This window comes from Dietzia sp. UCD-THP (genome assembly GCF_000349585.1).
Lineage (GTDB): Bacteria > Actinomycetota > Actinomycetes > Mycobacteriales > Mycobacteriaceae > Dietzia > Dietzia natronolimnaea_A.
Genome location: NZ_KB714632.1, coordinates 131,751 through 146,192 on the forward strand (window position 1 = coordinate 131,751; position 14,442 = coordinate 146,192).

General features: G+C 70.9%; 13 protein-coding genes. 7 read left to right on the forward strand and 6 right to left on the reverse strand.

The genetic code is table 11. The features are described from left to right. Positions 1-13: 13 nt before the first annotated feature. On the forward strand, positions 14-1,573 hold the full coding sequence (locus tag H483_RS28155; RefSeq protein WP_031264828.1) for an LCP family protein: 1,560 nt from the start codon (positions 14-16) through the stop codon (positions 1,571-1,573). A 101-nt stretch (positions 1,574-1,674) separates the two neighbouring features. After that, on the forward strand, positions 1,675-2,361 hold the full coding sequence (locus tag H483_RS28160; protein ID WP_017836645.1) for a TIGR03089 family protein: 687 nt from the start codon (positions 1,675-1,677) through the stop codon (positions 2,359-2,361). A 138-nt stretch (positions 2,362-2,499) separates the two neighbouring features. On the opposite strand, the gene H483_RS28165 is transcribed toward H483_RS28160, so the two are convergent. The 5 genes from H483_RS28165 to H483_RS28185 all read right to left on the reverse strand — a co-directional run bounded on the left by H483_RS28165 (position 2,500) and on the right by H483_RS28185 (position 7,182). After that, on the reverse strand, positions 2,500-3,669 hold the full coding sequence (locus tag H483_RS28165) for an acyl-CoA dehydrogenase family protein (RefSeq protein ID WP_017836646.1): 1,170 nt from the start codon (positions 3,667-3,669) through the stop codon (positions 2,500-2,502). 201 nt (positions 3,670-3,870) lie between these two features. Continuing rightward, positions 3,871-4,383, reverse strand: a complete 513-nt coding sequence (purE, locus tag H483_RS28170) for a 5-(carboxyamino)imidazole ribonucleotide mutase (protein WP_017836647.1) — start codon at positions 4,381-4,383, stop codon at positions 3,871-3,873. Positions 4,384-4,427: 44 nt separating this feature from the next. Next, positions 4,428-5,714, reverse strand: a complete 1,287-nt coding sequence (locus H483_RS28175; protein WP_017836648.1) for a 5-(carboxyamino)imidazole ribonucleotide synthase — start codon at positions 5,712-5,714, stop codon at positions 4,428-4,430. A gap of 22 nt (positions 5,715-5,736) precedes the next feature. After that, the gene (locus tag H483_RS28180; protein ID WP_017836649.1) at positions 5,737-6,300 is read right to left on the reverse strand and encodes a PH domain-containing protein; all 564 of its coding nucleotides are present in this window, start codon (positions 6,298-6,300) and stop codon (positions 5,737-5,739) included. Positions 6,301-6,303: 3 nt separating this feature from the next. Then, positions 6,304-7,182, reverse strand: coding sequence for a biotin--[acetyl-CoA-carboxylase] ligase (locus H483_RS28185; RefSeq protein WP_017836650.1), 879 nt, complete (start codon positions 7,180-7,182; stop codon positions 6,304-6,306). Positions 7,183-7,287: 105 nt separating this feature from the next. Between H483_RS28185 and H483_RS28190 the strand changes: the two genes are divergently transcribed. From H483_RS28190 to H483_RS28210, 5 genes are all read left to right on the forward strand, one after another. After that, positions 7,288-8,937, forward strand: a complete 1,650-nt coding sequence (locus H483_RS28190; protein ID WP_031264830.1) for an acyl-CoA carboxylase subunit beta — start codon at positions 7,288-7,290, stop codon at positions 8,935-8,937. Further along, the gene (locus H483_RS28195) at positions 8,934-9,200 is read left to right on the forward strand and encodes an acyl-CoA carboxylase subunit epsilon (RefSeq protein WP_017836652.1); all 267 of its coding nucleotides are present in this window, start codon (positions 8,934-8,936) and stop codon (positions 9,198-9,200) included. The genes H483_RS28190 and H483_RS28195 overlap by 4 nt, the downstream gene beginning before the upstream one ends. Before the next feature lie 202 nt (positions 9,201-9,402). Then, positions 9,403-9,828 carry a cupin domain-containing protein gene (locus H483_RS28200; RefSeq protein ID WP_017836653.1) on the forward strand — a complete coding sequence of 142 codons (426 nt, stop codon included), beginning with the start codon at positions 9,403-9,405 and terminating at the stop codon, positions 9,826-9,828. A 21-nt stretch (positions 9,829-9,849) separates the two neighbouring features. Continuing rightward, a complete protein-coding gene (locus H483_RS28205; protein WP_017836654.1) occupies positions 9,850-10,530 on the forward strand; it encodes a nucleoside triphosphate pyrophosphatase in 681 nt (226 codons plus the stop codon). Between the two features lie 164 nt (positions 10,531-10,694). Then, complete coding sequence (locus H483_RS28210; RefSeq protein WP_017836655.1) at positions 10,695-12,482, forward strand: acetyl/propionyl/methylcrotonyl-CoA carboxylase subunit alpha; 1,788 nt, start codon at positions 10,695-10,697, stop codon at positions 12,480-12,482. Positions 12,483-12,609: 127 nt separating this feature from the next. On the opposite strand, the gene H483_RS28215 is transcribed toward H483_RS28210, so the two are convergent. Beyond that, on the reverse strand, positions 12,610-14,385 hold the full coding sequence (locus tag H483_RS28215) for a glycerol-3-phosphate dehydrogenase/oxidase (RefSeq protein ID WP_017836656.1): 1,776 nt from the start codon (positions 14,383-14,385) through the stop codon (positions 12,610-12,612). Between the last annotated feature and the right edge of the window lie 57 nt (positions 14,386-14,442).

Here is a 14,442-nt window from a genome sequence, read left to right on the forward strand (position 1 = left end):
ACAAGGACGGTGGATGAGCGCCGAGGTACCAGCGACGCCCCGGCGCGCACCCGCCCCGGGGCGGGGCCGGCGCCACGCGACCCCCTCGCGTCCGGTGGGATCGCGGATCGCCCGCGCCCTCGCCGCCCTCGTCTCCGTCTTCTGCCTCCTGGTCACCGGTGTGGGCTGGTCGCTGTTCAACGGTCTGAGCTCCGACCTGTCCTCGGCGGGCGGCCTCGAGATGGGGGACGGCGGGCTCGACGGCGCCGTCGACATCCTCCTGGTCGGCACGGACAACCGGACCGACGCCCAGGGCAACGCGCTGAGCCAGGAGGAGCTCGCGACCATCCGGACCGGCGAGGACGAGGGTGAGAACACCGACACCATCCTGCTCATCCGGATCCCGGAGGACGGGAGCTCGGCGACCGCCATCTCCATTCCGCGGGATGCCTACGTGGAGACCCGGGAGATCGGGGGCAGCAAGATCAACGGGGTCTACGCCGGGTACAAGCAGACCTACCTGGACCGCGCCGCGGCCGAGGCCCCCGACGGCGCGCCCACCGAGCAGGACCAGCGGGACGCCGTCCAGGCCGGCCGCAACGGGCTGATCAACACCATCCGGGATCTCACCGGCGTGCAGGCCGACCACTACGCGGAGATAGGCCTGCTGGGATTCGTGCTGCTCACCGATGCCGTCGGCGGCGTCCCGGTGTGCCTGAACGAGGACGTCGACGAACCGCTCTCCGGGGCGAACTTCCGGGCCGGGGTCCAGACGGTGTCCGGCTCCGACGCCCTGAGCTTCGTGCGGCAGCGGCACGACCTGCCCGCAGGCGACCTCGACCGGATCGTCCGCCAGCAGGCGTTCATGTCCCAGCTGGTCAAGAAGACCCTGTCCGCGGGCACCCTCGCCGACCCGACGAAGCTCGGAGCGCTCGTCGACGCGGCCCGACGCTCGTTCGTCATCGACGAGAACTGGGACTTCGTCGACTTCGCGATGAAACTGCAGGACATCAGCGGCGGTAACGTCCGGTTCGAGACCATTCCGGTGACCAGTATCGACTCCTTCACCGAGTGGGGCGAGTCCATCGTCACCGTCGACCCCGACCAGGTCGCGGAGTTCGTCGGCGGATTCGCCAGTGCCGATGACGCGGAAGAGGACCAGGACCAGACCCCGACCGGCACGCCCGGCGTCGACCCCGCGGCCCTCACGGTGTCGGTGGTCAACACGACGGCGATCGACGGGCTCGCCGCCCGGGTCTCCGGTTCACTGTCCGAACTCGGGTACGGCGTCGGGGACCTGCTCACCGATCCCGCCGCCGCCTACACCTCGCACGTCGCGGCGGGATCGGCTGACGACCCCGCCGCGTTCGCGGTCTCCGATGCACTCGGCGGACTGCCGGTCCAGGTGGATCCCGCGGTGCCGCCCGGAGCGGTCCGCGTGGTGCTGGCCGAGGACTACAGCGGTCCCACGGGGGATGCCACCGCGACCGAGTCCTACTCCCCCGAGACCACCGACTACGCACCTCTGCCACCCTCGATCGCACAGCGTCCGACCTTCGACGCCGGCGGCTCGGACGTTCCCTGTGTGAATTAACCGCCGTGTGAATTAGCCGCCGTGTGAATTAGCCGCCGTGTGAATTAGCCGCTGTGTGAGCTGACCGAACCTCGCCCGAACGACCAGCCGGAGGACGCCCCGTGACCACCGCCGCAGACACCGTGCTCCAGCCACTACTCGCGGCGGACCCTGGTGCGCCCCTGGTCACCCACTACGACCTCGCGGCACCGTCGCGGATCGAGCTGTCCGTGGTCTCCACGGCCAACTGGGCCGCCAAGATCGCCGGTCTGCTGCGGGACGAGGTCGCCGTGGCGCCCGGGGACGCGGTGGTGTGCGACCTGCCTGCCCACTGGCTCACCGCCGGGGTCCTCCTCGGCGCCTGGTGGGCCGGGGCCGAGGTGCGGACCGGGCCGGCGGAGGACGCCGTGGCGGTGATCACGACCGCCGACCGCCTGGACCGCCAGCCCGCCGACGTCGAGACACTGCTCATGACCACCGACCCGATGGGCCGACCGTTGGGCGCGGCGGGCGTGGCCGTCCCCCCGGGGGTCATCGACCTGGCCGAGTCGTGCCGGATACACCCGGACGCGTTCGTCCCCTCCGGGCGTGGGCAGTTCGCGCTCGACGGCCGGACGGTGGAGGACCTGGCGGACCCGACGCTGGCCGGCCGGGCGCTCGTCGCCGGCCGCGAGCGAGACGACGCCCTCACCGTGCTCGCCCGGGTCTTCGCCTCCGGCGGCTCCGCCGTCCTCGTCACAGGTTCAGACGCGGATGCGCCGGGCGTCGCCGACGTGGCCACGACGGAGCGGACCACTCTCACCCTCTGACCGGGTCGCCCCCGGACGAGAAGATCCGCCACCCACGCGCCGGATCCGCTCCCCGCGAGGGGGTGGCGGACCCGACCTCGCGAGCGGCGGATCGGCGGGGTTCGGTGCTCAGGCCAGCCCGGCTCAGGCCAGCCCAGCTCAGGCCAGCAGCTGCCGCGCCATGACCATGCGGTTGATCTGGTTGGTGCCCTCGTAGATCTGGGGGATCTTGGCATCGCGCATCATGCGCTCGACCGGGAAGTCACGGGTGTACCCGGCGCCACCGAAGAGCTGCACCGCGTTGGTGGTGACCTCCATCGCGACATCCGAGGCGAACGTCTTGGACGCCGCGGCCATGAAGCCCAGTTTCTGTCCGCCCGGTGCACTGCCGCGCTCGGCGTTGGCGGCGGCGGTGTACACCATCAGGCGCGAGGCCTGGACCTTCATCGCCATGTCGGCCAGCATGAACTGCGTGTTCTGGAAGTCCGAGATCGCCTTGCCGAACTGCTTGCGCTCCTTGGTGTAGGCGATCGCCGCATCGAGGGCGCCCTGCGCCAGACCCACGGCCTGGGCACCGATGGTGGGGCGGGTGTGATCCAGCGTCTGCAACGCGGTCTTGAATCCCGTGCCCGGCTCGCCGATGATCCGGTCACCGGGGATCCGGACGTTCTCGAAGTACAGCTCCGCGGTGGGTGAGCCCTTGATCCCGAGCTTCTTCTCGGTCTTGGACACACCGAAGCCCTCGTCGTCCGCGTGCACCATGAACGCGGAGATCCCGCCGGCGCCCTTCTCCGGGTCCGTGACGGCCATGACGGTGTACCAGGTGGACTTGCCACCGTTGGTGATCCACGCCTTGCCGCCGTTGAGGATCCAGTCGTCACCGTCCTGGCGGGCGCGCGTGCGCATGGCGGCGGCGTCGGACCCCGCCTCGCGCTCGGACAGCGCGTAGGAGGCCATGGCGCCCTCGGCGATCCCGGGCAGGACCTTCTGCTTGAGATCCTCGCTCCCGGCGAGGATCAGGCCCATGGTGCCGAGCTTGTTGACGGCGGGGATCAGCGACGAGGAACCGCACACGCGCGCGACCTCTTCGATGACGATGCAGGCGGCGACGGAGTCCGCGCCCTGTCCGCCGTACTCCTCCGGCACGTGGACGGCGTTGAACCCCGAGGCGTTGAGGGCGTCGAGCGCCTCCTGCGGGAACCGCTCGTTCTCGTCGACGTCCGCGGCGTGCGGCTCGATCTCCTTCTCCGAGAGCGCGCGGATCGCGGCGCGGAGCTCCTCGTGCTCCTCCGCGGGCTGATACAGGTCGAAGTCGGGGTTACCGGACATCTGCGGTCCTCCAAGAGGGAATCGTCGGTATTGATCGCGCGGCGGACACCGTCCGGGGGCCCTCCCGGCGATCCCGACGGCGCGCCTTCTCCGTCGTTCTCGCCGCGGGGTCTGACGTGCCGCGCCCGACCACCCAAGTTACCAGCCGGACACCGCCCCCTTGCCCGGGCGGCGGGGGCTAAGCCGAGCAGGCTCCCGGACTCAGCCGAGCAGCCTCTGGCGGAGCGCGGCGTCCTTGCGCTCGACCATCGCCTCCAGATCGGCCTGGAAGTGCTCCATCCGCGACCGGAGCTCCGCGTCGGAGGCGGCGAGGATCCGGACCGCCAGGAGCCCGGCGTTGCGCGCACCGCCTATCGACACGGTGGCCACGGGCACCCCGGCCGGCATCTGCACTATGGACAGCAGCGAGTCCATCCCGTCGAGGTGCTTCAGGGGCACCGGCACACCGATGACCGGCAGCGGAGTGGCGGAGGCGACCATTCCGGGCAGGTGCGCCGCACCCCCGGCGCCCGCGATCACCACCCGGATGCCCCGCCCCGCCGCCGAGCGGGCGTAGTCCAGCATCTTCTGCGGGGTCCGGTGCGCCGAGACCACCCCCACCTCGAAGGGGATCCCGAACTCGGCCAACGCTTCCGCGGCGGCCTCCATCGTGGGCCAGTCCGAGTCGCTGCCCATGATCAGACCGACCTGCGGTCCACCGGAGGGTGTGGTCATTGCGATGCCTTTTCGTCGAGTAGAGATGCCGAGGAGAGATGGGGTCAGCGGTCGAAGTCCCCGACCGGCGGCCCCGTGTGGGGGTCCCAGCCGTCAGCCCATTCCCCGTGGGAGAGCCAGTGGGCGGCGTGTTCGGCCACCGCGCGCACCGTGGCCACCTGGTCGGGGTCATCCGGGTCGACACCGGGGTCGGCGAGCACGTTGACGTGTCCGATCTTGCGTCCCGGCCGCTCGGACTTGCCGTAGAGGTGGACCTTGGCGTGGGGGAACCTGGCCCCGAGGTGGTGGACCCGCTCATCCATGCTCATCGCGGGCGTCTCCGCCGCGCCGAGGACGTTGGCCATCACGGTCACGGGGGCGGTCGGGACGGTGGATCCGAGCGGATAGTCGAGAACGGCCCGCAGATGCTGCTCGAACTGACTGGTGGTGGCTCCGTCCATGGTCCAGTGCCCGGAGTTGTGCGGGCGCATGGCCAGTTCGTTCACCAGCACTCCCGGGCGACCGTCGGCGCCGATGACCTCGAAGAGCTCGACCGCCATCACCCCGGTCACGTCGAGGTGCTCCGCCAGGCGTAGAGCGGTGGCCTGGACCGCGGACCGGAGATCGTCGGGCAATCCCGTGGCGGGTGCCACCACGACAGCGCAGATGCCGTCCCTCTGCACCGTCTCCACGACGGGCCACACCGCCCCCTGGCCGAACGGCGAGCGGGCGACGAGCGCGGAGAGCTCCCGGGTCCACGGCACCCGCGCCTCGGCCATCATCGGCACTCCGGCGTCGAGCTGCTCCTGCGCGATCCGCTCGGCCTGCTCGACCGACTCCGGCATCCACACACCACGGCCGTCGTAGCCGCCGCGCGCGGACTTGAGGACGATCCGCCCCTGCTGCTCGTCATGGAAGCGCCGCACGTCCTCGACCGAGTCCACGGCCGTGAACGGCGGGACGGGTGCGCCGATCTCGGCGAGCGCCCGTCGCATGACCAGCTTGTCCTGGGCGTGGATGAGCGCCGAGGCCCGGGGCCGGACCGCGACCCCGGCGGACTCGAGCTCCACCAGGATCTCCGGGGGGACGTGTTCGTGGTCGAAGGTCATCACGTCGGCGCCGGCCGCGACACCGCGGACCGCGTCGGGGTCGTCGTGGGCGCCGATGACGACGTCGGGCGTGACCTGTGCCGCCGGGTCCTGCGGGTCGGCGGCGAGCACGCGGAGGGTCTGGCCGAGCGCCACCGCCGACTGGTGTGTCATGCGGGCGAGCTGTCCACCCCCGATCATCGCCACGACGGGCGAACCGAGTGGATTGCGGCGGATGCGCGAGTCGTCGTTCACGGGGTCCATGTTCTCACGTGCGGGCGCCGGGTCACCGACGCCCCGGCAGGCCCCAGCGGAAGCGCGGCGGGGCGACGGACGGCCCGGGCGGGGGGACGGGAGGCAGCCGGAGCAGTTCGTCGTAGACCGCGGCGTGGACGCCCGCCACACCGGGGACGTGGTCGATCTCCACCGGCGGCAGGTGCCCGCACTCGAGGATGAGGCACCCCGTGCCCAGCGCCCGGTCGGTGAGCGTGTGCCGGAACCGCACCGCACTGATCCGACGCAGTGGCACGTCGACACACCGTCGGGTCGACCCCGCCGGCCGGTAGAGCACCCGCTCGTCGGTCACCACCAGATCGGTGCGCGCCCACCGCAGCGCGGGCCACAGGCCGAAACGCAGGACCACGAGGAGGTAGACCCCGGCGACCATCGCCCAGGTGGCGGCGCGGTCGCCGGCGTGGACGACCTGCGTCTCGATGAAGCCCCCGGCGATCCCGGCGAGACCGGCGCCGATCACCGTCACCAACCCGGGACGCACGAGCGCCCGCCAGTGCGGGTGACTGTGGACGATCAGCGTCTCCCCCGGCGCGAGAACCGAACGGACGAACCCCACGGGTCAGCCGCCCCACCGGTCGTCGGCGGGGCGGACGTGGGTGACGTCCCCGGCGGCCACGGCCACCTCTCCCTCCGGGGTGACGACGACGAGGCGGCCTTCCCTGTCGACACGATCGGCCCGACCGGTCCGGACGACGTCCCCCGGAAGCAGGACGCGGACCTCTGCTCCGAGCGTCGAGCAGGCGCCCGAGTACTCGACCAGGAGCGCGTCCGAGATGGACGATCCGCTCCCCCTCTCGCATCCGCGCCACTGGTCGTGCCGGCGTGCCAGGGCCTCGAGGACCGCCCGCGCGACGGCGTCGCGGTCGGTGGTGCCACCCGCGAGGGCGAGCGAGGTGGCGTGCGGGATGGGCAGCTGTTCCCGGGTGAGCGTCACGTTGATCCCCAGACCGACCACCAGCGCCGGGAGCCGCAGGCTGAAGTCGCCCTCCGCGGGCACGGTCGTCATCTCCGAGAGGATCCCCGCGATCTTGCACCCGTCGACGAGGACGTCGTTCGGCCATTTCAGGGTGGCGTCCACCCCGCCCGCGGCCACCAGACCATCGCGGACCGCCAACCCCGTGACCAGTGGAAGCCAGCCGAACAGGGCGGGGGAGACCGCGCCGGGACGCAGCAGGACGCTGAGCGCCACCTGCGTCCGCGGCGGCGCCGTCCACGTCCGTCCGAGTCGCCCCCGACCAGCGGCCTGGTACTCGGCCAGGAGCACACTGCGGTCCGGGGCACCCTGGACCGCCCGCTCGATCGACTCGGCGTTGGTGGACCCGGTCTCCTCGAGCACCTCGAGCGAGGTGTAGGGCGCGTCCGGCGTCCCGACCAGCGCACGCCGCAGGGCGTCGACGTCGAGTGGGCGCGGGGATCCGGGTCGGGTGTCTGCGTGCACGAGGACCAGAGTAGGTCCGAACCCCGCCCGACGGCGGCGCCGGTGCGGGGCAGTATGCCGGGTCACGTCGTCACGCATCCGGCCGAGTCGTTAGAGTCTTACAACATGACGACTGCCTCAGAACCGGACGTGAGTGACGACGTCCCGACCGACGCTGCGACGCCCGACATCCACACGACCGCCGGGAAACTGTCCGAACTGCGTCGGCGCCTCGACGAAGCCCGCGCCCCGATGGGACAGGCCGCGATCGAAAAGATGCACGACAAGGGCCTGATGACGGCCCGCGAGAGGATCGAGAACCTTCTCGACCCGGGTTCGTTCGTCGAGATCGACGCCCTCGCCCGCCACCGCGCCACGACCTTCGGCCTGGCCGAGCGTCGGCCGCTGGGGGACGGTGTCATCACCGGTTACGGCACCATCGACGGCCGCAGCGTCTGCGTGTTCTCGCAGGACGCCACCGTCTTCGGCGGCTCGCTCGGAGAGGTCTACGGCGAGAAGATCGTCAAGGTCATGGACCTGGCGCTCAAGACCGGACGCCCGATGATCGGCATCAACCACGGCGCCGGTGCCCGCATCCAGGAGGGTGTGGTCTCCCTCGGTCTCTACGGCGAGATCTTCCACCGCAACGTCCAGGCGTCCGGGGTGATCCCCCAGGTGTCCCTGATCATGGGCCCCTCCGCCGGCGGGCATGTCTACTCCCCCGCCCTCACCGACTTCACCGTGATGGTCGACAAGACCTCGCAGATGTTCGTCACCGGCCCGGACGTCATCAAGACGGTCACCGGGGAAGAGGTCACCCAGGAGGAACTGGGGGGTGCCACCACCCACATGACCAAGTCCGGTGTCTCCCATTACACCGCGAGCGACGAGCAGGACGCCCTCGACTACGTCAAGGACCTGCTGTCCTACCTCCCCAGCAACAATCGTGCCGAGGCCCCCCGGTTCCCGGTCCCGCCGACCGAGGGAGCGATCGAGGACAACCTCACCCTGGAGGACCACGAGCTGGACACGATCATCCCGGACTCCTCCAACAGCCCGTACGACATGCACGAGGTCATCTCGCACATCGTCGACGACGGCGAGTTCCTCGAGACCCAGGCGCAGTTCGCCATGAACGTGATCGTGGGCTTCGGCCGGGTCGAGGGCCGCAGCGTCGGCGTGGTGGCCAACCAGCCCACCCAGTTCGCCGGCTGCCTGGACATCAAGGCGTCCGAGAAGGCCGCACGCTTCGTCCGCACGTGCGACGCCTTCAACATCCCCATCCTCACCCTCGTCGACGTCCCCGGCTTCCTCCCGGGAACCGGGCAGGAGTTCGACGGGATCATCCGCCGCGGGGCCAAGCTGCTGTACGCCTACGGTGAGGCCACCGTCGGCAAGGTCACGGTGATCACCCGCAAGGCCTACGGCGGGGCCTACGACGTCATGGGCTCCAAGCACATGGGCGCGGACATCAACCTGGCGTGGCCGACGGCCGAGATCGCCGTGATGGGCGCGTCGGGGGCCGTGGGGTTCGTCTACCGTGACCAGCTCAAGCAGGCCGCGGCCAACGGCGAGGACGTCGACGCGCTGCGCCTGAAGCTCCAGGCCGAGTACGAGGACACCCTCGTCAACCCGTACGTCGCCGCCGAACGCGGGTATGTCGACGCCGTGATCCCGCCGTCGCACACGCGGCTGCAGGTGGCCCAGGCACTCCGCCTCCTCGACCGCAAGGTCGTCGAGGTGCCCGCCAAGAAGCACGGGAACATCCCGCTGTGACCGCCGCCGAGCAGCAGCAGGACGCGGAGAAGTCGGCCACGGACGACAAGGCCGCGGCGCCGTTCTTCCAGGTCGTGCGCGGCAACCCCACCGCGGTCGAGGTGGGCATCCTGTCCGCCGTACTGGCGACCGCGCAGGGTAACGCCGTCCACGAGGGCGAGTTCCCCACGGGCATCAAGGACGACTGGGGGTCCTACGAGGACCGACTGCGGCCTCCGTTCGGCTACAACCCCACGTCGTTCCTCAACCGCCGCCAGTACTGACCCGGCCCACACACGGCAGCACCACACAGCCGCCCCCGACCCTGCCCGCCTGCGCGCACCAAAGCGCAGGCGGGCGTCCAGGGCCGGGGGCGGCTACGGTCTGTCCGTACAGGCGCGCGGGCGGATGCGGACCGGCTGCGCGGCAACCACACCGGGCGCCCGGCCCGTAGGTTGGGGTACACCAACTGCCAGGAGGCGCCGAATGTCCGACGAGCCCACCACCCCCGAGCCCGCCACCCCCGCCCCCACCTCAGTCGACTCCACGCGGGACGACCGTGACCACGGCAGCCGCGCCGGGACCACCGAGGGCACCGCCACCCACCTGACCGACATCATCGGTCGCGAGGAGCCGTTCGAGAACCGGCCGCGGGCCTCCGTTGTGCACGAGGACGAGTCCGCCAAGATCGTGGCGTTCGAATTCGGGGAGGGTCATGAGCTCGGCGACCACGCGGCCCACCACCCGGTCCTCGTCCAGGTGCTCCGGGGCCGGGTGGAGTTCGGCCTGCCCGACCGCACGGTCATCCTGGTGCCCGGTGAGGTACTCCACCTCACACCGAGGCTGCGGCACTCGGTGCGCGCGCTCGAGCCCACCACGCTCACCGTCACCATGCTGCTGTCGCGGGCCTGAGGCCCTGACTACGCTGGGTCCATGATCACGTTCGTCCTCGCTTCGGCCTCCCCGTCCCGACTGCGGATCCTTCAGCAGGCCGGCGTGGACCCGCTCATCCGACACCCGCAGGTCGACGAGGACGCCCTCCAGGCCGCGCTCCCCGCGGGCACCCCGCATGTGCGCGTGGTGGAGGAACTGGCCCGCGCCAAGGCGCAGGACGTCCTCGATCGTGAGGGCGGGGCACTCGCGACCGAGGCCCGTGCCGCGGGTGCCGACACGCTCATCGTGGTGGGCTGCGATTCGATGCTCCTGGTCGACGGCCGACTCGAGGGCAAGCCACACACCTACGAACGGGCGATGGCGCGGTGGCAGAAGATGCGCGGGCGTCACGGGGTCCTCATCACCGGACACGCCGTCGTGCTCGCCGACCTCACCGGGGACGGACCCCTCGTCGTCACCGGGCGAGAGACCGACACCTCCGACACCACCGTCCACTTCGGCGCCCCGTCGGACGCCGACCTCGACGTGTACCTCCGCACGGGCGAGCCCCTCGAGTGCGCGGGCGCCTTCACCATCGAATCGCTCGGCGGGTGGTTCATCGACCGGATCGACGGCGACCCGTCGAGTGTCATCGGACTCAGTCTTCCGCTGTTGCGCCGCCTCCTCGAAGACGGCGGGATCCACGCGCACCAGGTGTGGCGGCCTGAGCTTCGCACCTGAACAGCAGGTCAGAGAGGCCGAGTCCCGAAGCACCCGGCCCCACGGGGCAGCTCACGGACCCCCAATCCCACACATGAGGGGGGCCTCTCATTAGACTGCTGAAGAATATCGGTCCCCCACCGGGCGCACCGGTCTAAGAGACGTCCATCACCAGGAGGCCCTGAGTGCCCAGTCATGCCAGCTCTCACATCACCAAGGTCCTCGTCGCCAACCGCGGCGAGATCGCCGTCCGTGTGATCCGCGCGGCGAAGGACGCCGGCCTGGCCAGCGTGGCCGTGTACGCCGAGCCCGACGCCGACGCCCTCTTCGTCAAGCTGGCGGACGAGGCCTTCGCCCTGGGAGGCACCACCTCCGCGGAGTCCTACCTGGTCTTCGACAAGATCCTCGACGCCGCCGCCAAGTCCGGCGCCGACGCCATCCACCCCGGGTACGGCTTCCTCTCCGAGAACGCCGACTTCGCGCAGGCCGTCATCGACGCCGGCCTGATCTGGATCGGCCCCCCGCCGAGCGCCATCCGCGACCTCGGCGACAAGGTCACCGCGCGGCACATCGCCGAGCGGGCCAATGCGCCGATGGCGGCCGGAACCAAGGACCCCGTCGCCAATGCCGACGAGGTCGTGAAGTTCGCGGAGCAGTACGGCCTGCCCATCGCCATCAAGGCCGCCTTCGGCGGTGGCGGGCGCGGGATGAAGGTCGCCCACGAGATGTCGGAGGTCGCCGAGCTCTTCGACTCGGCCACTCGTGAGGCCACCGCCGCCTTCGGCCGCGGCGAGTGCTTTGTCGAGCAGTACCTCGACAAGGCCCGCCACGTCGAGGCGCAGGTGCTCGCCGACCAGCACGGCAACGTCGTCGTGGCCGGTACCCGCGACTGCTCCCTCCAGCGCCGCTTCCAGAAGCTCGTCGAGGAGGCCCCCGCCCCGTTCCTCACCGACGAGCAGCGCAAGCGGATCCACGACTCCGCCAAGGCCATCTGCAAGGAGGCCGGCTACTACGGCGCCGGCACCGTGGAATACATGGTCCAGGGCGACACCATCTCCTTCCTCGAGGTCAACACCCGGCTCCAGGTGGAGCACCCGGTGACCGAGGAGACGGCGGGCATCGACCTGGTCCTGCAGCAGTTCAAGATCGCCGAGGGCGAGGTCCTCGAGTTCACCGAGGACCCGACCCCGCGCGGCCACGCGTTCGAGTTCCGCATCAACGGTGAGGACGCCGGCCGTGGTTTCCTGCCCGCCCCCGGCACCATCACGGCCTACCACGAGCCCAGTGGGCCGGGCGTCCGCGTCGACTCTGGCGTCGAGCAGGGCGACACCATCGGCGGACAGTTCGACTCGATGCTCGCCAAGCTCATCGTCTGGGGCGAGGATCGCGACCAGGCGCTGGCACGGTCGGCCCGCGCGCTCGCCGAGTACACGGTCGAGGGCATGGCCACCGTCATCCCGTTCCACTCCCACGTCGTCGCCAACCCCGCTTTCGTGGGTGACGGAAAGGGCTTCGACGTCTACACCAAGTGGATCGAGGAGGAGTGGGACAACCCGATCGAGCCGTGGAGCGCCACCGGCGCCCCCGCCGACGATGACGAGCCGGTCGAGCGGAAGAAGGTCGTCGTCGAGGTGGACGGCCGCCGCGTCGAGGTCTCGCTACCCGGCGACCTCGCCTTCGGCGGATCCCACAACGGGGGCACCGTCCGCCGCAAGGCCAAGGCACGGACCCGTGGTGGCGCCGCCGGTGCCGCCGCCTCCGGGGACGCCGTCTCCGCACCGATGCAGGGCACCGTGGTCAAGGTGGCCGTCGAGGAGGGCCAGGAGGTCAAGACCGGCGAGCTCATCGCCGTCCTCGAGGCCATGAAGATGGAGAACCCGGTCACCGCGCACAAGGACGGCGTCGTCACCGACCTGTCCGTGGACGCCGGTGCCGCGGTCACCCAGGGCACGGTGCTCTGCGAGATCAAGTGATCCGCTGACCCCACACAACTGAGACGACGGCGCCGCCCATCCGGGCGGCGCCGTCGTCTCATGTTGGGGGGCGCCGTCACGGCCCGCCCCTCCTCCCCGCCCCTCCCCCGTAGGGTTCGTGCCCCGGTCAGCCCGGGTGGTCGACCACCGGTTCGGCGACGGCGGGATCGACGGCCGCCTCCACGAGGAACTCGCGGATCTCGGGGACGCCGCGAAGGAAGTGATCCGCCTCGTCGTCGGACTCCGTCACCTGGCTGGCCCGCTCGGCCTCGACCCGCTGCTCGAACATCCGTACCTCCCGCTCGACGCGGTCGGCATCCCAGTCCAGCACTCCCGCCATGAGCTGAGCGACCTCGCGGGCGCACGCCACGCCTCCGTGCTGGTACTCCATCGAGATCCGGGTCCGGCGGACCAGGACGTCCTCCAGGTGCAGCGCGGCCTCCGCGAGCGCGGCGTAGACCACCTCCACCCGCAGGTAGCGCTCGGCGCCGCCGAGGGTCTCAAACAGGTCCGGGCGGTCCGCGGCCAGGTCGAGCACGTCCTCGAGGCGCGAACCGTACCGGCCGAGCAGGTGCTGGACCTGTTCCTCCCTGATCTCGTAGTGGTCCGCTATCCGGTCCGCGCGGTTGACCATCGCCGGGTAGCCGTCGGCACCGAGGAGCGGGATGTGATCGGTGGTCGAGGCCGGAACGGTCTCCGCGCGCTCGGGCCCCAACTCGGCCACCGCGGCGTCGACCGCGTCCGCCGCCATGACCCGGTAGGTGGTGTACTTGCCGCCCGCCACCACCACGGCCCCGGGCGCGGCGCGCATCACCGCGTGTTCCCGCGAGAGCTTGGCGGTGGAGTCGGCCCCGCCCGAGAGCAGCGGGCGCAGTCCCGCGTAGACACCGCGGACGTCGTCCCGCCCGATCGGGGTCGTGAGCACGGCGTTGACGTGCCCGAGGATGTAGTCGATGTCCGCACCCGTCGCCGCGGGGTGTGCCAGATCGAGCTGCCAGTCGGTGTCGGTGGTGCCGATGATCCAGTATTCGCCCCAGGGGATGACGAAGAGCACCGACTTCTCGGTGCGCAGGATGAGGGCGGCCTCCGAGTCGACCTTGTCACGGTCCACCACGATGTGGACCCCCTTCGAGGCACGGACCGTGAAGCCGCCCACCTCCCCCAGCATCTTCTGCAGATGGTCCGTCCACACCCCGGCCGCGTTGAGCACGACCTCGGCGCGGACATCGGTCTCCGCTCCGGTCTCGGCGTCTCGGACCCGGACCCCGGTCACCCGGTCGCCGTCCCGCAGGTACCCGATCACCTGCGTGGAGTTGGCGACCACCGCTCCGTGGAGCGCCGCGGTCCGGGCGAGGGTGAGGGTGTGACGGGCGTCGTCGACCAGGGTGTCCCAGTACCGGATGCCACCCACCACGATGTCCTCGCGCAGACCGGGGGCCACCCGGTGCGCACCCGCACGGCTGTAGTGCTTCTGCGGCGGGACGCTCTTGGCGCCGCCCATGAGGTCATAGAGGACGAATCCCGCGGCCATGTAGGGCCGTTCCCAGAACCGGCGGGTGAGCGGGAAGAGGAACTTCAGGGGCTTGACCAGGTGCGGGGCGAGCCGGGTCATGCTCAGCTCGCGTTCGTGGAGGGCCTCCGCGACGAGCCCGAAGTCGAGTTGCTCCAGGTACCGGAGCCCCCCGTGGAACATCTTGGAGCTGCGCGAGGAGGTACCGGCGGCGAAGTCGCGCGCCTCCACCACCGCCACGCTCAGGCCGCGGGTCGCAGCGTCGACGGCGCTGCCGGTGCCCACCACGCCACCGCCCACGATCACGAGGTCGAAGGACTCCTCCGAGAGCTTCCGCCACGCCTCGGTCCGGTGTTCCGGGCCGATTACGGACCGAGATCTATTCGTGGGCATCGTGCTCCCTCCGGGGCCGGGTATCGGATTCCGGCCGGTCGCGCCCGACTCTACGCC

Excerpts from the sequence above, each read along its gene's own strand:
- H483_RS28200 (WP_017836653.1), top strand. The coding sequence starts at position 9,403 with ATGTCCGACGAGCCCACCACCCCCGAGCCCGCCACCCCCGCCCCCACC.
- H483_RS28155 (WP_031264828.1), top strand. The coding sequence starts at position 14 with ATGAGCGCCGAGGTACCAGCGACGCCCCGGCGCGCACCCGCCCCGGGG.
- H483_RS28190 (WP_031264830.1), top strand. The coding sequence starts at position 7,288 with ATGACGACTGCCTCAGAACCGGACGTGAGTGACGACGTCCCGACCGAC.
- H483_RS28215 (WP_017836656.1), bottom strand. The coding sequence starts at position 14,385 with ATGCCCACGAATAGATCTCGGTCCGTAATCGGCCCGGAACACCGGACC.
- H483_RS28165 (WP_017836646.1), bottom strand. The coding sequence starts at position 3,669 with ATGTCCGGTAACCCCGACTTCGACCTGTATCAGCCCGCGGAGGAGCAC.
- H483_RS28175 (WP_017836648.1), bottom strand. The coding sequence starts at position 5,714 with ATGGACCCCGTGAACGACGACTCGCGCATCCGCCGCAATCCACTCGGT.
- purE (WP_017836647.1), bottom strand. The coding sequence starts at position 4,383 with ATGACCACACCCTCCGGTGGACCGCAGGTCGGTCTGATCATGGGCAGC.
- H483_RS28205 (WP_017836654.1), top strand. The coding sequence starts at position 9,850 with ATGATCACGTTCGTCCTCGCTTCGGCCTCCCCGTCCCGACTGCGGATC.